General features: G+C 73.2%; 17 protein-coding genes. All 17 read left to right on the forward strand.

The features are described from left to right. Positions 1-94 precede the first annotated feature (94 nt). Positions 95-523, forward strand: a complete 429-nt coding sequence (gene mraZ, locus AOM04_RS12190) for a division/cell wall cluster transcriptional repressor MraZ (protein ID WP_062465144.1) — start codon at positions 95-97, stop codon at positions 521-523. Between the two features lie 110 nt (positions 524-633). Beyond that, positions 634-1,641 carry a 16S rRNA (cytosine(1402)-N(4))-methyltransferase RsmH gene (rsmH, locus tag AOM04_RS12195; protein ID WP_062465064.1) on the forward strand — a complete coding sequence of 336 codons (1,008 nt, stop codon included), beginning with the start codon at positions 634-636 and terminating at the stop codon, positions 1,639-1,641. After that, a complete protein-coding gene (gene ftsL, locus AOM04_RS15020; protein ID WP_062465065.1) occupies positions 1,638-2,030 on the forward strand; it encodes a cell division protein FtsL in 393 nt (130 codons plus the stop codon). Before rsmH ends, ftsL begins: the two co-directional genes overlap by 4 nt. Before the next feature lie 5 nt (positions 2,031-2,035). After that, entirely contained in the window at positions 2,036-3,826 is a 1,791-nt protein-coding gene (locus tag AOM04_RS12205; protein WP_062465066.1) for a peptidoglycan D,D-transpeptidase FtsI family protein, read from the forward strand. Positions 3,827-3,828: 2 nt separating this feature from the next. Then, positions 3,829-5,367, forward strand: a complete 1,539-nt coding sequence (locus AOM04_RS12210) for a UDP-N-acetylmuramoyl-L-alanyl-D-glutamate--2,6-diaminopimelate ligase (RefSeq protein WP_062465067.1) — start codon at positions 3,829-3,831, stop codon at positions 5,365-5,367. After that, positions 5,364-6,737, forward strand: a complete 1,374-nt coding sequence (locus tag AOM04_RS12215) for a UDP-N-acetylmuramoyl-tripeptide--D-alanyl-D-alanine ligase (RefSeq protein WP_062465068.1) — start codon at positions 5,364-5,366, stop codon at positions 6,735-6,737. The genes AOM04_RS12210 and AOM04_RS12215 overlap by 4 nt, the downstream gene beginning before the upstream one ends. Next, positions 6,734-7,819, forward strand: coding sequence for a phospho-N-acetylmuramoyl-pentapeptide-transferase (mraY, locus tag AOM04_RS12220; RefSeq protein ID WP_062465069.1), 1,086 nt, complete (start codon positions 6,734-6,736; stop codon positions 7,817-7,819). The genes AOM04_RS12215 and mraY overlap by 4 nt, the downstream gene beginning before the upstream one ends. After that, positions 7,816-9,198 carry a UDP-N-acetylmuramoyl-L-alanine--D-glutamate ligase gene (gene murD / locus AOM04_RS12225; protein ID WP_062465070.1) on the forward strand — a complete coding sequence of 461 codons (1,383 nt, stop codon included), beginning with the start codon at positions 7,816-7,818 and terminating at the stop codon, positions 9,196-9,198. The genes mraY and murD overlap by 4 nt, the downstream gene beginning before the upstream one ends. 1 nt (position 9,199) lies before the next feature. Further along, entirely contained in the window at positions 9,200-10,411 is a 1,212-nt protein-coding gene (locus tag AOM04_RS12230) for an FtsW/RodA/SpoVE family cell cycle protein (RefSeq protein WP_062465071.1), read from the forward strand. Continuing rightward, a complete protein-coding gene (locus AOM04_RS12235) occupies positions 10,404-11,516 on the forward strand; it encodes a UDP-N-acetylglucosamine--N-acetylmuramyl-(pentapeptide) pyrophosphoryl-undecaprenol N-acetylglucosamine transferase (RefSeq protein ID WP_062465072.1) in 1,113 nt (370 codons plus the stop codon). Before AOM04_RS12230 ends, AOM04_RS12235 begins: the two co-directional genes overlap by 8 nt. Continuing rightward, positions 11,513-12,865, forward strand: a complete 1,353-nt coding sequence (murC, locus tag AOM04_RS12240; protein ID WP_062465073.1) for a UDP-N-acetylmuramate--L-alanine ligase — start codon at positions 11,513-11,515, stop codon at positions 12,863-12,865. Before AOM04_RS12235 ends, murC begins: the two co-directional genes overlap by 4 nt. A gap of 127 nt (positions 12,866-12,992) precedes the next feature. Further along, the gene (locus tag AOM04_RS12245; RefSeq protein ID WP_062465074.1) at positions 12,993-13,904 is read left to right on the forward strand and encodes a cell division protein FtsQ/DivIB; all 912 of its coding nucleotides are present in this window, start codon (positions 12,993-12,995) and stop codon (positions 13,902-13,904) included. 161 nt (positions 13,905-14,065) lie between these two features. Continuing rightward, positions 14,066-15,235 (forward strand): cell division protein FtsZ, encoded by a 1,170-nt coding sequence (gene ftsZ, locus AOM04_RS12250; RefSeq protein ID WP_062465075.1) that lies wholly within the window; start codon positions 14,066-14,068, stop codon positions 15,233-15,235. Between the two features lie 6 nt (positions 15,236-15,241). After that, a complete protein-coding gene (gene pgeF, locus AOM04_RS12255; protein WP_062465076.1) occupies positions 15,242-15,973 on the forward strand; it encodes a peptidoglycan editing factor PgeF in 732 nt (243 codons plus the stop codon). A gap of 60 nt (positions 15,974-16,033) precedes the next feature. Further along, complete coding sequence (locus AOM04_RS12260) at positions 16,034-16,504, forward strand: cell division protein SepF (protein ID WP_082104647.1); 471 nt, start codon at positions 16,034-16,036, stop codon at positions 16,502-16,504. 33 nt (positions 16,505-16,537) lie between these two features. Continuing rightward, positions 16,538-16,834 carry a YggT family protein gene (locus tag AOM04_RS12265; protein WP_082104635.1) on the forward strand — a complete coding sequence of 99 codons (297 nt, stop codon included), beginning with the start codon at positions 16,538-16,540 and terminating at the stop codon, positions 16,832-16,834. A 101-nt stretch (positions 16,835-16,935) separates the two neighbouring features. Beyond that, positions 16,936-17,829: a DivIVA domain-containing protein gene (locus AOM04_RS15025; protein WP_082104636.1), complete on the forward strand. Its 894-nt coding sequence runs from the start codon at positions 16,936-16,938 to the stop codon at positions 17,827-17,829. The last annotated feature ends 92 nt before the right edge of the window (positions 17,830-17,921 follow it).

Here is a 17,921-nt window from a genome sequence, read left to right on the forward strand (position 1 = left end):
AAGTGGAGTAAAGTGGAGGCACTGGGAGGGACAGGGAGCCTGAGGGGAGGGGCCGATGTCTGACACCGCGACGTTCGGCCTTGGCCCGACGGGCGTGTTCCTCGGCACCTTCACGCCTCGTCTCGACGACAAGGGCCGCCTGATCCTCCCGGCGAAGTTCCGGGGCCGGTTCACCAACGGGCTGGTCGCCACGCGCGGCCTCGACCGTTGCGTGTTCCTGTTCCCGGTCGACGAGTTCACGACCATCCACGACCGGCTCCGCCGCGCGCCGCTCGAGAACAAGGCGGCGCGGGACTACCTGCGCGCCTTCCTCGGGCACGCGAGCGACGAGGTCCCCGACAAGCAGGGCCGGATCCTGCTGTCGCAGCCGCTGCGCCGCTATGCGGGGCTCGACCGCGACGTGGCCGTGGTGGGTATGGGCTCGCGCGTCGAGATCTGGGACGCGCAGAAGTGGGACGAGTACCTGGAGGCCGGCGAGGACGCGTATGCGGAGACGGCGGCCGAGATCTTCGACGACATGTAGGAGCGCGTGCCTCGTGGCCTCCTCCCGGATCGCTCTGGCGGACTTCCCCCCGCCAGAGGAGCTCGGAGGGAGACCACGGGGCACGGGCCGGACCCGGGTGAGGAGGGGCGATGGCTGAGCACGAGCACGACGAGCGCGGAGCCGCCGAGCGGCACACGCCGGTGATGCTCGACCGCTGCGTCGACCTGCTCGCCCCCGCGCTCGACCACGAGGGCGCCGTCGCGATCGACGGCACGCTCGGCATGGGCGGGCACACCGAGGGCATCCTCGAGCGCTGCCCCCACGCCCGCGTGGTCGGCATCGACCGCGACCCGCAGGCGATCGCGCTCGCCTCGGCACGCCTCGCCCGCTTCGGCGATCGCTTCATCGCCCACCACGCCGAGTACGACGACATCGCCGGCGCGCTCGCGGCCGCGGGCGTCGACCGCGCGGACGGGATCCTGCTGGACCTCGGCGTGAGCTCGCTGCAGATCGACGATGCGGAGCGCGGCTTCTCGTACGCGCAGGACGCGCCGCTCGACATGCGCATGAACCCCGCCGACCCCGTGTCCGCGGCCGACCTGCTGCGCGACGCGGACGAGCGCGAGCTCACGCGCATCCTGCGCGAGTACGGCGAGGAGCGCTTCGCCCACAAGATCGCCCGCTCCATCGTGAGGCGCCGCGAGACCGCCCCGATCACCCGCTCGGCCGAGCTCGTCGACCTCGTGCGCGCGTGCATCCCCGCCGCGACCCGCACGCCGGGCGCGGGCAACCCCGCCAAGCGCACCTTCCAGGCCCTGCGCATCGCCGTCAACCGCGAGATCGAGGTCCTCGAGCGCGCCATCCCGGCCGCGATCGAGGGCGTCGGCGTGGGCGGCCGCGTGGTCGTCGAGTCCTACCACTCGCTCGAGGACCGCATCGTCAAGCGCGCGTTCGCCGAGGGAGCCGAGACCCAGGCGCCTCCCGGGCTGCCCATCGTCCCCGAGTCGGCCCAGCCGTACCTGCGGCTCCTCACCCGCGGCGCCGAGAAGGCGTCGCCCGAGGAGGCGGAGGCCAACCCCCGATCCAAGCCCGTCCGACTGCGCGCCGCCGAGCGGCTGCGCCCGACGCCGCCCGAGCGGCTGAGGAGGCACGCATGAGCGCCGCACCCCTGCGTCAGCAGCGTTCCGCGCACGCACCGCGGACCGAGGCGGCCCCGCGCCGCCACCTTCGGCCCGTCGCCGCGCCCGAGTCCTCGCGCTCGCTCGTGCCGTTCGCGTGGCTGTGCGTCGCGATCATCGTCGCGGCGCTCGCGTCGGTGCTCCTCATCAACACGACGATGGCCGAGGGCGCGTACGAGCGCCGCGACCTCAAGATCCAGATCGCCGACCTCCACACGCAGCAGTCCGCGCTGCAGGAGACCCTCGACACCAACGCCGCCCCCGCGAACCTCGCGAGGCGGGCGGCACGCCTCGGCATGGCGCCCGCGCCGGCGCTCGGCTCCGTGTCACTATCGGATGGCATCGTCCTCGAGACAGGGAAGCAGTAGATCGCATGCCTTCGCCCCGCGCGCCCCGCCTGGCGGACCCGCGGCTGCGTCAGCGGTTCCTCGCGGTGGCGCTGCTGCTCGTGCTCGCCGTGTTCGCCGGCCGCCTCGTGATGATCCAGGCCGTCAACTCGCAGTCGATCGCGTCCGACGCGCTGTCGCAGCGCCTCGTGACCAAGGAGATCACGACGCCGCGCGCGGACATCGTCGACCGCAACGGCGCGGTGCTCGCCACCTCGGTCGAGCGCTACAACGTGGGCGTCAACCAGAAGAAGATCGCGACGTTCAAGCGCACCGAGAACGGCGTCGTCGTGGCCGAGGGGGCCGCGGGCGCCGCGGCGATCCTCGCGCCCATCCTCGGCATGGACGCGGACGAGCTGGGCGCCGAGATGGTGGGCGACAGCACCTTCCACTACATCGTCAAGGACATCTCGCCCGAGACATGGGACCTCATCTCCGCGGAGAAGATCGTGGGCGTCGAGCCCGAGGAGATCGAGAAGCGGGTCTACCCGAACGGCACCCTCGCGGGCAACGTCGTCGGCTTCATGGGCGGCACGTCCGAGGGCACCGGCAAGGTCGGGCTCACCGGCATCGAGGCCGCCTACGAGGACAAGCTCATCGGCACGCCCGGATCGACGACCTACGAGAAGGACTCGACCGGCGCGTACGTCATCCCGACCGGCGTTCAGGAGGAGACCCCGGCCGTGCCCGGCCAGACGGTGGTGACGACGCTCGACCGCGACATCCAGTGGTACACGCAGCAGCGCGTGCAGGAGGCGCTCGCCGACACGGGCGCGAGCCGCGCGACCGTCGTGGTCGAGGACACCAAGACGGGGGAGATCCTCGCGCTCGCCGACTCGAACACCGTCGACCCCAACGACCCGTCCGCGAGCGACGCGGCCGACCGCGGCGCGCGCTCGGTGTCGACCGTGTTCGAGCCCGGCTCGACCGCGAAGGTCGTCACGATGGCGGCCGCGATCGAGGAGGGCGTCGCGACGCCCCTGTCGCACTTCACCGCGCCGTACGCGTACACGACCGACAACGACCAGACGTTCCACGACTCCCACGAGCACGAGACGCAGAAGCTCACGCTGTCCGGCATCCTCGCGACGTCGTCCAACACGGGCACCGTCCAGGTGGGCGCGCTCATGAGCTCAGAGACGCGCTGGAAGTACCTCAAGAAGTTCGGCTTCGGGGAGACCACGGGCGTCGGGCTGCTCGCGGAGTCGCCCGGCATCGTCCACGACTGGCAGGACTGGGACGGCCGCACCAAGTGGGCCACCACCTTCGGCCAGGGGCTCGCGGTGACCGCGCTGCAGACGTCCCAGGTCTTCTCGATCATCGCGAACGACGGCATGAAGATCCAGCCGACCATCGTCAAGGGCTTCCGCGACGCCGACGGCACCTTCACGCCACGCAAGACCGCCGACCCCGAGCGGGTGGTGTCGAAGTCCACCGCCAAGCAGGTGCTGACGATGCTCGAGGACGTCACCGAGGAGGGCGGCACGGGAGTGCTCGCGAAGATCGACGGCTACCGCGTCGCGGGCAAGACCGGAACCGCCCAGGCGGCGGGCGCCGACGGGCGGCTCACGTCGATCGTCGCGTCCTTCGTCGGCATCGCCCCCGCGGACGACCCGCGTATCGTCGTCTCCGTCATCCTGTACGACCCCAAGACCGCGATCTGGGGCGGCACGACCGCCGCACCCGTCTTCAAGGATGTGGCAACCTTTGCGTTGCAGACCCTGAGGGTGCCCCCGTCCACGACGGCCCCCACGCTGTACCCGACCACCTGGAAGTGAGAATGCCGGACCTTCCGATGCGCCCCACCCGCGTCGCGGGCGCCCTGCTCAGCGCCATCGAGGCGCGCGCGGGCGCCGACCTGCACGGCCCCGACGTCCGCGTGACGGGCGCGACCATCGACTCCCGCGCCGTCGAGCCGGGCGACCTGTTCTGCGCGATGCCGGGCGAGAACGTCCACGGCGCGCGCTTCGCCGCGCAGGCCGTCGCGCGGGGCGCCGCCGCGATCCTCACCGACCGTGCGGGAGCCGACGAGTGCCTCGCCACGGGCGTGCCCGTCCTGGTCGCCACCCATCCGCGCCGCGTCACGGCGCTTGCCGCCGCCGAGATCTACGGCGACCCGTCGCGCGACCTGCCGCTCGTCGGCATCACGGGCACCAACGGCAAGACCACCACGTCGTTCCTGGTCGAGGGCGCCCTCCGCACCGTCCACGCCAAGGTGGGCCTGCTCGGCACCGTCGAGATGCGCATCGGCGACGAGGCGGCCCCCGCCGCCCGCACCACCACCGAGGCGCCCATGCTCCAGGGCCTGCTCGCCCGCATGCGCGAGGCGGGCGTGACCGCGGCGGTGGCCGAGGCATCGTCCCAGGCGATCGCGCTCGAGCGCGTCACCGCGACGCACTTCGCCGTGGTCCTGTTCACCAACCTCTCCTACGAGCACCTCGACTTCCACCACACGATGGAGGAGTACTTCGAGGAGAAGGCCCGCATCTTCACGCCCGAGTTCGCCGACCGCGCCGTCGTGCTCGTCGACGACGAGTGGGGGCAGCGCCTGGTCGACGAGGTGTTCGTGCCCGTCGAGACCGTCGCGACGCGGCCCGGCTCGCCGTGGGCGGACTGGAACGCGATCGACGCGCAGCCGACCGCGCGCGGCGGGATGCGCTTCGTGCTCGTCGCGCCCGACCGCTCGCGGCACGACGTCGAGATCCCCCTGCCGGGCCTCATCAACGTGTCCAACGCCGCGGGCGCCATCGTCGCGGCGCACGCGACCGGCGTGCCTCTCGCCGACGCGATCCGCGGCGTCGAGACCGCGCGCCCGGTGCCCGGCCGCACCGAGATCGTCACGACGCGCGACGTGACCACCCCGATGACGGTGGTCGACTACGCGCACACCCCGGACGGGATCGCGAGCGTGCTCGACGCGATGCGCCTCGTCACGCCGGGACGCGTCATCATCGTGCTCGGGTGCGACGGGCTGCGCGACGACTCGAAGCGCCCCGGGCTCGGAGTCGCCGCCGCGACCCACGCGGACGTCGTGTTCGTCACGGACGAGAACCCGCGCACCGAGCCCGCCGCGTACATCCGCGGCCGGATCATGGAGGGCGCGCTCGCCGAGCGCCCCGACGGGGCCGACGTCCACGAGGTGTTCCCGCGCGCCGCGGCCGTCGAGGCCGCCGTGCGCCTCGCGGGACCCGACGACACCATCATCGCCACCGGCAAGGGGCACGAGACCACGCAGGAGATCGACGGAGTGCACTACCCGTACACGGACGCCGGGGCCTTCCTCGACGCCCTCGCCAAGGTCGGCGAGGAGCGCGCGTGAGGGCGGTCACCGCCGCGTGGATCGCGGAGGCGGTCGGCGGCACGCTCGCCGCCGATCCCGAGGCCGTCGTCACCGCCGTCGAGAAGGACTCCCGCGCGGTCGCGCCCGGCTGCCTCTACGTCGCCTTCGTGGGCGAGCGCGTCGACGGGCACGACTTCGTCCCGCAGGCCGTCGCCGCGGGCGCGTCGCTGTGCCTGGTCTCCGAGCCGGTCGACGCGCCGCACGTGCTGGTGGCCGACGTCCAGGCCGCGCTGGGCTACCTCGCCCGCGCCTACCTCGCGCTGCTGCGCGCCGAGGGCGAGATCACGGTGATCGGCATCACCGGCTCGAACGGCAAGACCACCACCAAGGACCTCCTCGCGCAGGTCCTGCCCGACGTCGTGGCCCCCGTCGGCAGCTTCAACAATGAGATCGGCATGCCGCTCACGGTGCTGCGCGCCGACGCCGCCACGCGCTTCCTGGTGCTCGAGATGGGCGCGAGCGGCCTCGGCCACATCGCGTACCTCACGTCGATCGCGCCGCTCGACGTCGCGGTCGCGCTCACCGTCGGCACGGCGCACATGGGCGAGTACGCGTCGCCCGACGACGTCGCGGTCGCCAAGAGCGAGATCGTGCAGGGCCTGGTGCCCGGCGGCGTCGCGGTCCTCAACGCGGACGATGCGCGGGTCGCCCCGATGGCCGCGCTCGCCGAGCGCGCGGTGATGTTCGGCAACGGCCACGGCGACGTGGCCGCCAGCGGCGTCACCACGGTCAAGGGACGCGCGTCCTTCGAGGTCGCGCTCGCCGACGGCACGGTGCTGCCGCGCCGGACCCTCGCGCTCGTGGGGGAGCATCACGCCACCAACGCCCTCGCCGCCCTCGCGGTGTGCCTCGAGTGCGCGCTCGCGCCCGACGACGCGTGGGAGCGCGTCGCCGCCGCCGGACCCGTGTCGGCCCACCGCATGGCCGTGACCGAGCGGCCCGACGGCGTCACCGTGATCGACGACGCCTACAACGCGTCCATCGAGTCGATGCGCGCCGCGCTGCGCGCGCTCAAGCTCGTGGCGGACGGCGGCAGGACCGTCGCCGTGCTCGGCGAGATCCGCGAGCTCGGCGACGCATCGCTCGCGATCCATGAGCAGATCGGCACCGAGGTGGTCCGCCTCCGCATCGACCGCACGATCATCGTCGGCGAGGGCGCGAGGCCCGCGTACATCGCCGCCGTCCGCGAGGGCTCGTGGGGCGACGAGGCGACCTACGTCGATACAATCGGCGAGGCGCGCGCGCTCCTCGAGGAGACGCTGCGGCAGGGGGACACCGTCCTCGTCAAGGCATCCCACGGCTCCGGCCTGTGGGAGCTCGCGGATCAGCTCGTGGGAGGAGTCGGATGAAGGCGGTCGTGTTCGCGGCGGGGCTGGGAGTCCTGCTGTCGCTCCTCGCGACGCCGGTGCTCATCCGGTACCTCACGCGCCGGCAGTTCGGCCAGTTCATCCGGCAGGACGGTCCCGCCAGCCACCACGTCAAGCGCGGCACCCCCACCATGGGAGGCGTCGTCATCATCCTCGCGGCGGTCCTCGCGTGGCTCGGCGGCAACCTGCTCGTCGGACGCACGCCCAGCGCATCGTCCATGCTCGTCGTCTACCTCATGGTGGGGCTGGGCTTCGTCGGCTTCCTCGACGACGCGATCAAGATCTCGCGCGAGCGCTCGCTGGGCCTGAAGGCGCGCTGGAAGTTCCTCGGGCAGGGGATCGTCGGCATCTCGTTCGGCATCCTCGCGCTCCAGTTCCCCGACTCCAACGGCGTCACGCCCGCCTCCACCGCGATCTCGTTCCTGCGCGACACGAACGTCGACCTCGCGATCTGGGGGCCCACGGCCGGCCTCATCCTGTTCGTGATCTGGTCGAACTTCCTCATCACCGCGTGGTCGAACGCCGTCAACCTCACGGACGGGCTCGACGGCCTGGCCTCGGGCACCGCGGTCATCTTCTTCGTCGCGTACATCCTCATCTGCCTGTGGCAGATCAACCAGGCGTGCGGCACCCCCGGCGCGGGCTCCACCTGCTACGAGGTCAGGGACCCGTGGGACCTCGCGATCCTCGCGGGAGCGATCGCCGGCGCGAGCCTGGGCTTCCTGTGGTGGAACGCGAGCCCCGCCAAGATCTTCATGGGCGACACCGGCTCGCTCGCGCTGGGCGGCGCGATCGCCGGCATGACGATGGTGACGCGCACCGAGCTGCTCGGCGTGATCGTCGGCGGCCTCTTCGTCATCGTCGTCGCGAGCTCCGTGCTGCAGATCGGGTACTTCAAGATCTCGGGCGGCAAGCGGCTGTTCAAGATGGCGCCGCTGCACCATCACTTCGAGCTCATGGGCTGGGGCGAGGTGACCATCGTCACGCGGTTCTGGATCATCGCCGCGATGTTCACCGGCCTCGGCGTCGGCATCTTCTACGCGGCCTGGGTGGCCTCGCTGTGACGGTGCTCAACCCGGTGGAGGGCCGCCGCGTCCTCGTGCTGGGCGTCGGCATCGCGGGCACGTCCGCCGCCGAGGTCACGCGCGAGCTGGGCGGCATCGCCGTCACGGTCGACGCGAACGGCGCCGCCGATCACCGCGACGTCTCCGAGGTGGACCTGTCGACGTTCGACGTCGTGATGGCGTCCCCGGGCTTCGCGCCCCACTCGGACGCCGTGCGTGCGTGCGAGGCCGCGGGCCTCGAGATCTGGTCCGAGATGGAGTTCGCGTGGCGCGTGCGCCGCCCGGGCATCCCGTGGGTCATGGTGACCGGCACCAACGGCAAGACCACCACCACGCAGATGGTCGGCGCGATCGCGAGGGCAGGCGGGCTCGACGTGCGCGTGTGCGGCAACATGGGCATCCCCGTCATCCACGCCGCGCGCGAGGAGTCCGACCTGGTGGCCGTCGAGATCGCGAGCCTGCAGCTGCACTTCGCGCACACCATCTCGCCCCACGCGGCGGTGTGCCTCAACGCCGACGACGACCACACCGACTGGCACGGCAGCCTCGAGGCCTACCGCGCCGACAAGGCGAAGGTCTACCAGCACGTCCAGGTGGCGTGCGTGTACCCGGCGGCCGATGCGCTGGTCGAGTCGATGGTCGCGGAGGCCGAGGTGGTCGAGGGCGCGCGCGCCGTCGGCATCACCCTCGGCTCGCCCGCGCCCTCGCAGCTGGGACTGGTCGAGGGCCTGCTCGTCGACCGTGCCTTCCACCCCGACCGGCACCGTCAGGCGGCCGAGCTCGGCGAGGTCGACGACCTGGCCCACCTCGTCGCGGGCGACGTGCCCCCGTACCTGGTCACGAACGCCCTCGCGGCGGCCGCGCTGTGCCGCGCCGTCGGCGTCGCCCCCGAGGCCGTGCGCGACGGGCTCCGCTCGTTCCGCCTCGACCATCACCGCACGGCCTGGGTGCGCGACCTCGACGGGGTCGCGTACGTGGACGACTCGAAGGCCACCAACGCCCACGCCGTCCAGGCGGCGTTCGGCGGGCGCGCCGACCGCTCGGTCGTGTGGATCGCCGGGGGCCTCGCCAAGGGGCAGGAGTTCTCCGCCCTCGTGGAGGACGTCGCGGGCCGCGTGCGGGCCGCCGTGCTCATCGGGGTGGACCAGGAGCCGCTCGCGACCGCGCTCGCGACACACGCGTCCGATATACCCGTGGTGTCCGTACCGCCGGGGGAGGATGTGATGCAGCGGGCGGTCGCGGCCGCCCGCGGGCTCGCGGAGCCGGGGGACACGGTGCTCCTGTCACCCGCGTGCGCATCGATGGATCAGTTCCGCAGCTACGCGGACCGAGGAGAGGCGTTCACCAGGGCGGTGGAGGCAATGGACCGCGAGGAGTGACATGACGGCGACCGCCGCGCGGCCCGAGGCCACGGCCACGGGGATGCGATCCGCGACGACGTCGTACTACCTCCTCCTCGCCGCCACCACGATCCTCCTGCTCGTGGGGCTCGCGGTGGTGCTGTCGAGCTCGTCGATCGTGTCCATCCGCGTCGACAACGGCAACGCGTACGCGGGCTTCGTCACGCAGCTCATCGCGTTCGCGGTGGGCCTCGCTGCGCTCGTCGTGGGCGCGCGCATGCCCGTGAAGTTCTGGAAGCGGGCCGCGCCCGCCGTGCTGTTCGGCGCGATGATCCTCCTCGGCGTGGTGCTCGTCACCGGCTACGCGGTCGGCGGCAACAAGGCGTGGATCCGGATCGCGGGCTTCAGCCTCCAGCCCTCCGAGATCGCCAAGCTGGGCCTCGCGCTCTACCTCGGCGTGGTGCTGTCCAAGTTCCGCAAGAAGCTCACCAACCCGCGCGACATCATGGTCCCGGGCGGCATCATGGCGATCCTCGTCATCGGCCTCGTGCTCGCCGGCAAGGACATGGGCACCGCGATGATCATGCTGGTGGTCGTGGTGGTCGCGTTCTGGGTCGCGGGCGTGCCCGGCCGGTTCTTCGCCATGGCGGCCGGGCTGCTCGGCGTCGGCGCCGTCGGGCTCGTCTTCGCCGCGCAGTCCCGCGTCGACCGCATCAGCCAGTGGGCCACCGGCTCGTGCACCGACACCGCGGAGTGCTGGCAGCAGACCCACGGCACGTGGGCGCTCGCCTCGGGCGGGCTGTGGGGCCTCGGGCCCGGCATGAGCCGCGAGAAGTGGGGCTGGCTGCCCGCCTCCGACAACGACTACATCTTCGCCATCATCGGCGAGGAGTTCGGCCTCATCGGCACGCTCCTCATCCTCGCCGCGTACGCCATGATCCTCGTGGCCGTCACGCGCATCGTCCACCGCTCGACCGACCTCTTCGTGCAGATCGCCGCCGCGGCGATCGGCGCGTGGATCGTCGTCCAGGCCTGCGTCAACATCGCGGTCGTGCTCGAGCTCGCGCCCGTCACGGGAGTCCCGCTCCCACTCGTCTCCTCCGGAGGTTCGTCCCTCATCATGTCCATGGCCGCAGTCGGGGTCCTCCTGTCCTTCGCCCGCAACGAGCCGGGAGCGCCCGAGGCGCTCGCCGCGCGACCCTCCGTGGTGCGCCGCTCGCTCGCGGTCCTGTCGAGGGGGCGCCGTGGCTAGCCTGCTCCTCGCCGGAGGAGGCACCGCCGGCCACGTCAACCCGCTGCTCGCGACCGCGTCCACCCTGCTCGAGCGCGGCCACGACGTCACCGCGGTCGGCACCCCGGACGGCCTCGAGGCCGACCTCGTCCCCCGCGCGGGCCTCGACCTGGTCGAGATCGAGAAGGTGCCGTTCCCGCGCCGGCCCGACGCCGCGGCGCTGCGGTTCCCGGGCGCCCTGCGCGGCGCCGTGAAGGCCTGCGAGGCGGCGATCGACCGCGTGCGGGCCGATGCGGTCGTCGGCTTCGGCGGCTACGTGTCCACGCCGCTGTACCTCGCCGCGCGGCGCCGCCGCCTGCCGATCGTCGTGCACGAGGCCAACGCCAAGCCCGGCATCGCGAACAAGCTGGGCGCGCGGCTGACGGACCGGGTCGCCGTGACGTTCCCCGGCACCCCGCTGCGCCACGCGACCGTCACCGGGCTGCCGCTGCGTCCCGAGCTCGAGGCGCTCGCCGGCACCCTCGCGGATGCCGCCAGCCGGGCGCGTGCCGCCGCGGCGGCACGCGAGGCCCGCGGGTGGGCGGCCGACGCGCCCGTGCTGCTCGCGTTCGGAGGCTCGCTCGGCGCCGCGAGCCTCAACGCGGCCCTCGCCGGCGCGATCGGCACCCTCGTGGGACACGGCGTCCACGTCATCCACCTCACCGGCAAGGGCAAGACGGAGGAGGCCTACCGGGCGCTCGCCGAGCTGCCCGCCGCCGACCGCGGGATGTACGCGGTCGCCGAGTACTCGCACGACATGGCGTCCGCCTTCGCCGCCGCGGACGCGGTGGTGTGCCGCTCGGGCGCCGCGACGGTGTGCGAGATCGGCGCCCTCGGCCTGCCCGCGCTCTACGTCCCCCTGGCCCACGGCAACGGCGAGCAGGCGCTCAACGCCGCCTCCGCGGTCGACGCCGGCGCCGCGGTGCTCGTGCGCGACGCCGACCTCACCCCGGCGGCGCTCACGCTGCACGCCGAGCGCATGCTGCTCGACCGCGACGCGCGCGAGGCCATGCGCGAGGCCGCGCGCGGCATCGGCATCGCCGACGGGGCCGCGCGCCTCGCCGACCTGATCGAGGGCGCGCTGTGAGCCGCATCCACTTCATCGGCGTCGGCGGCTCCGGCATGTCCGCCGTCGCGCGCCTCATCGCCGCGCGCGGCTACGACGTCTCGGGCACCAACCTCACCGAGACCGCCTACTTCCAGGCGCTGCGCGACGCCGGCATGGACGTGCAGCTCGGCCACGACGCGGCGCTCGTCGACGGCGCGGAGGCGGTGGTCGTCTCGACCGCGGTGCGCGAGACCAACGTCGAGCTGGCGCGCGCACGCGAGCTCGGCATCCCGGTGTGGCACCGCTCCGAGGCGCTCGTGCGCGCCCTCGAGGGCCAGCGCCTCGTCGCGGTGGCCGGCTCGCACGGCAAGACCACGACGTCCGCGATGGTCGCCCACGCGCTCCACGCGAGCGGCATCGACGCGGGCTTCGCGGTCGGCGCGCGCGTCTTCGGCATCGAGGGCGCGGTCGCGGGCGGCTACGCCGGCACCGCGGGCGTCTCCGTGCTCGAGGCCGACGAGTCCGACGGCTCCTTCCTGCGCTACCGCCCCGAGGTGTCGATCCTGCTCAACATCGAGCCCGACCACCTCGACTTCCACGGCACGGTCGAGAACCTGCACCGCGCGTTCGCCGACTTCGCGGCGCAGTCCGGCACCGTCATCGCGTGCGTGGACGATGCGGTGGTGCGGCGCCTGGCCGACGAGGCCCGGGCGGCGGGCACGCGGGTGATCACGTACGGCTCCGTCGACGCCGACGCGATCGTCGACGACGCCGGCATCGCGTACGCGGGCCGCACCCTGCCCCTCGCCGTCTCCGCCCCCGGGCGCCACAACCGTCTCAACGCGACCGCGGCCTGGCTCGCGGCCGTCGAGATGGGCGCCGACCCCGCGGCGGCCGCGGCTGCCTTCGCGACCTTCGCGGGCACGGGCCGGCGCTACCAGCTGCGCGGCGAGGCCGGCGGCGTCACCGTGATCGACGACTACGCGCACCACCCGACCGAGGTCGCCGCGCTGCTGCGGGCCGCGCGCGACGGCGGGGTGGGACGCATGGTCGTGCTCTTCCAGCCCGCGCTGTTCACGCGCACGCAGATGCATGCCGAGGGCTTCGGGCGCGCGCTGTCCGTCGCGGACGCCGCGGTGGTCCTCGCGCCCGTCCACGGCGACCGGGAGGACCCCATCCCCGGGGTGTCCTCGGCGTCCATCGCCGCGCACGCCGTCATGCCCGCGGGCTCGACGCTGACCCTCGCGGACGACCTCGAGGACGCGGCGCGGCTCGCCGCCGACGCCGCGCGCCCGGGCGACACGGTGTTCACGGTCGGCTCGGGCACCGTGACCCTCGCCGCGGACTGGATCCTCGCGCGCCTCGCGGCACGGGACGGCGATGTCTGAGGTCCGGCGCCCGCCGCGACCGGCCGCCCGGCGTCCCGCCGACGGCCAGGCGTCGCGCCCGCCCATGCCCGCCGCCCCGGCCCGCCCCCGCCCCGCAGCGGAGCGGCCGCGCGCGGGCTCGGTTCCCGTGTCGGCCGACTCCGAGGACCTCGCGCAGGCGTGGCGGCGCGACCCTGCGCGTCGCCAGCCGCGAGGGGCCGACCCGACCGGCGCATCGTCCACCGGCGCGCGCGTCACGGGCCGCGTGCGCCGCGGCACCGCCAAGGGCGCCGAGGTGGCCGCGGAGCAGCTCGGCAACGTCACCCTGCGCCTGCAGGCCCGCCTCAAGGAGCGCGCGGCGGCGCAGCGGCGCCTGTCCGCGCTCGTGTGGGCGCGCCGCGCCGGCTACGTCGCCATCGCCGCGCTCCTCGCGTGGGTGGTGCTCGCGTCGCCCGTGCTCGCGCTCGACCCGCAGGACGTCGAGGTGACGGGGTACGGGACTGTGGTCGATCCGGCGGACGTGGCCGCGGTCGTCGACGCGCACGAGGGCCGATCCCTCGCCACGCTCGCCTCGTCGCGCCTCGCCGACGAGCTGCGCGACGTGCCAGGCGTGCGCGACGCCACCGTCGAGCGCGTGTGGCCGCGCGGGCTGCTCATCGAGCTCACCTCGCGCGAGCCCGTCGCCGCCGTGCCCGCCACGGACGGCTACGACCTGCTCGACTCGGAGGCGACGCGCGTGGGCCACGCCGACGGCGCGCCGGCCAGGCTGCCCGTCGTGACGGTGCCCGTGGGCAAGGGGAACGAGCGCGTGCTCGAGTCCGTGCTCGGCGTGGTCAACCAGCTCCCGGTCAAGCTGCGCAACCGCGTGCAGGACATCAGCGCCTCGACGGAGGACACCGTCACCTTCGTGCTGCGCGACGGGCCCAAGGTCGAGTGGGGGAGCGCGGACGACTCGCCGCTCAAGGCGCGCGTGCTCCAGGTGCTCCTCGCGTCCGACCAGGGCAAGGCGGCGTCGGTGATCGACGTGTCGGCGCCCACGCTGCCCACGACGCGCGACTGAGCGTCGCGCGGGCGCGCCGCGTCGCGCGGGCGCGCCGATAATCTTCGCGAAACGCGCGTGTCGGCCGGAGCGATCCGTCCGCGCGCCCGTACCTTCATCAATGAACGACTTGACATAACTATAACCCTCAACTTGAGGGTTAAGGTTGAAAGGGAAGGCACATGGCCGCACCGCAGAACTACATCACGCACATCAAGGTCGTCGGCGTGGGCGGCGGCGGCGTGAATGCCGTGAACCGCATGATCGACGTCGGCCTCAAGGGCGCCGAGTTCATCGCCATCAACACCGACGCGCAGGCGCTGCTCATGTCCGACGCGGACGTGAAGCTCGACATCGGCCGCGAGCTCACCCGCGGCCTCGGCGCGGGCGCCGACCCCGAGGTCGGCAAGAAGGCCGCCGAGGACCACGAGGACGAGATCGCCGAGGCCCTCCGCGGCGCCGACATGGTCTTCGTCACCGCGGGCGAGGGCGGCGGCACCGGCACGGGCGGCGCGCCCGTCGTCGCGCGCATCGCGCGCTCGCTCGGCGCGCTCACCGTCGGCGTGGTGACCCGCCCGTTCGGCTTCGAGGGCCGCCGCCGCGCGGACCAGGCGGACTCCGGCATCGACCGCCTGCGCGAGGAGGTCGACACCCTCATCGTCATCCCCAACGACCGCCTGCTCGACATCTCCGACGCGCAGCTGAGCGTCCTCGGCGCCTTCGCGGCCGCCGACCAGGTCCTCCAGGGCGGCGTCCAGGGCATCACCGACCTCATCACGACGCCGGGCCTCATCAACGTCGACTTCAACGACGTCAAGTCCGTCATGCAGGGCGCCGGCACCGCGCTCATGGGCGTCGCGAGCGCCCGCGGCGAGTCCCGCGCGCTCGAGGCCGCGGAAGGCGCCATCGCGTCGCCGCTGCTCGAGGCGTCGATCGAGGGCGCGCACGGCGTGCTGCTGTCGATCTCCGGCGGCTCGAACCTCGGCATCAAGGAGGTCGAGACCGCGGCCCGCCTGGTGCGCGAGGCGGCCCACCCCGAGGCCAACATCATCTTCGGCACCGTGATCGACGACTCGCTGGGCGACGAGCTCCGCATCACCGTCATCGCGGCCGGCTTCGACGGCGGCGCCCCGACGCACCGCACGCACGCCGGCGCGCTGGGCGCGATCGAGTCGACCCCGGCCCCCAAGGCCGAGGAGCTCGAGCCCGTGGACGCACCCGTCGAGACCGACGTCCTCCCCGCCGGCCCCGCGCCGGTCGCCGCGGAGCCCGCGCCCGCCACGGCCGCGATCCCCGCACCCGCCCCCCGCCCGGTCGCGGACACGCTCGACGTGCCTGACTTCCTCCGGTAGGGAGGCATGCTCGACGCCGGCCTGCCGGTTCGCGCATTCTTCACCGCGAGGGCGGGCGGCACGTCGGCGGCGCCGTACGAGTCGCTCAACCTCGCCACCCACGTCGGCGACGCACCCGAGGCGGTCGCGCGCAACCGCGCGGCCGTCTCGGTCGTCGCCGGCGCCCCGGTGTCCTTCCTCACGGCGGAGCACGGGATCCGCGTCGTCGAGGTGACGCGTCCGGGGCAGCAGCCCGAGCCCGGCGACGTGGTCGTCACCCGGACGCCCGGCGTCGCGCTCGGCGCGATCGCCGCGGACTGCATGCCGATCCTCCTGCACGATGCCGTGACGGGCGCGGTCGCGGCCGTCCACGCGGGTCGCGAGGGGCTCCGCAGGGGAGCGGTGGACTCCGCCGTCGCGGCGCTGCTCGACATGCGCACCCCCGTCCAGCGGCGAGGCCGCGCGGGGCTGTCCGCCAGCATCGGGCCCGCGATCTGCGGCCGCTGCTACGAGGTGCCGCTCGACCTGCGCGACGCGGTCGCCGCGCGCCACCCCACGGCGCGCTCCGCGACGCGCGCCGGGACCCCGGCCCTCGACCTGCCACGCGCCGCCGAGTCACGCCTGGGCGAGCTCGGCTTCACCGCCGTCATCCGGCATCGTGCCTGCACCGCCGAGGACCCGACGCTCTTCTCGCACCGCCGTGACGGCGTCACCGGGCGGCACGCCGGCGTCATCGTGTGCGGCGTGTCGGTCCGCTGACGCGGTCGATCGCGGCCCTACGGTGATCATGTTGATTTGCACCACGACCAGGGGGTCATGATGAGCGCACTGCGCAAGGCGATCCAGTACCTCGGCTTCGACGTGAACGAGCAGGAGGAGTACGACTACGCCGAGCCCGAGCTCGCGCCCGTCACGCACCTGCACGACGTCTCCGAGGTGCGTCAGCAGGCTCCGAAGGCGGCGCCCAAGCAGGCCCGCACGCCGCGCGAGGCCGCGGTGCCCGCCGCCGACCTGCGTCGCATCCAGACCATCAAGCCGCGCAGCTACAACGACGCCCGCCTCATCGGCGAGGCGTTCCGCATGGGCGTGCCGGTCATCATGAACCTCACCGAGATGTCGGACGCGGACGCCAAGCGCCTCGTCGACTTCTCGGCCGGCCTGTCGTTCGGCCTGCACGGGTCGCTCGAGCGCGTCACCACCTCGGTGTTCCTCATCTCGCCCGCCCACGTGGAGATCGGGATCGACGACGAGCCGCACCAGGACCAGGCCTTCTACAACAACCAGGGCTAACGCGCCGGGCGGATCGCCCGGTAGGCTCGCCGCGTGGCTTTCTTCATCGGCGCGCTGCAGTTCGTGCTGTTCCTGTTCATGCTCGCGCTGCTCGCGCGCATCGTCATCAGCCTGGTGCTCGCCTTCGCGCGCGACTGGCACCCCACCGGCGCGGCGCTGGTCGCCGTCGAGGGCGTGCTCACGCTGACCGACCCTCCCATCAAGGCGGTGCGCCGTGTGGTGCCGCCGCTGTCGCTCGGGCAGGTGCGCATCGACCTCGCGTTCCTCATCGTGTTCCTCGCGGTGTCCCTGCTGTACCAGTGGGTCGGGGCGATCGCCGCGAGCCTCTGAGCCACGACTCTCAAGTGCGTGCCGATACATCAGTCGGTACAGTGACGAAATACCCGCTAGGCCGGACCTCCGGCCCCGACCAGTCAGAGGTGGAAGTCGACATGGCATTGCTGACCGCCGAGGACGTCCTCAACAAGGCCTTCTCGAAGACCAAGTATCGGGAGGGCTTCGACCAGGACGAGGTGGACGACTTCCTCGACGAGGTCGCCGCCACGATCTCCCAGCTGACCAAGGAGCGCGACGAGCTCGCCGCGCGCGTCGAGCAGGGTGGCGCCGCGCCGGCACCCGCCGCGACCGAGGCCACCACCGACACGGGGCTGCTCGCCGCCGCGACGGACGTCAACCCGCCGACCCCGACAGGCATGCTCGCGATGGCGCAGAAGCTCCACGACGAGTACGTCGCCGCGGGCGAGGAGGAGAAGGAGCGCCTCGTCGAGGAGGGCAAGGCCAAGGCCGAGTCCATCGTCGAGCGCGCCGAGACCGACGCGAAGGCCCGCATGGACGAGCTGTCGACCGAGCGCTCGCTGCTCGAGTCGAAGATCGACGACCTGCGCCGCTTCGAGCGTGACTACCGCGCCCGCCTCAAGTCGTACTTGAGCAACCTGCTCGGCGACCTCGACCACGCGGAGGGCACCGCCCCCGCGCCGGTCGCGACGTTCGTGGGCGAGGACCTGCTCGACGAGGCCCCGGCAGCCGCCGAGGAGACCCCGGTCGAGGAGTCGGTCGAGGAGGACTTCGCCGCCGAGGCGCCCGCCGAGACCGACGAGGCCGTCGAGGACGCGTCGGGCGACGACGCCGAGACGACGGACGAGGACGCGGCCGAGGCGACCGAGGACGAGTCCGGCGAGGCCTACCCGTTCGCGCCCGTCACGGGCATGACGCCGAAGCTCGCCGAGCAGCCGTACCAGCCGCAGTCGACCCAGTTCGGCACGCCGTACACGCCGCAGAGCCCGTGGCGCAGCGCCGAGGACGGCTCGGACGAGCAGCGCGACTGACATCCCGCCATGCGAGGCGCCGCGCCCTTCGGGCGCGGCGCTTTGCTATGTGCTCCACGGGGGACTACCCTCCTTTCACCAGGCAGAGACGA

This window comes from Demequina soli (assembly GCF_000971195.1).
Lineage (GTDB): Bacteria > Actinomycetota > Actinomycetes > Actinomycetales > Demequinaceae > Demequina > Demequina soli.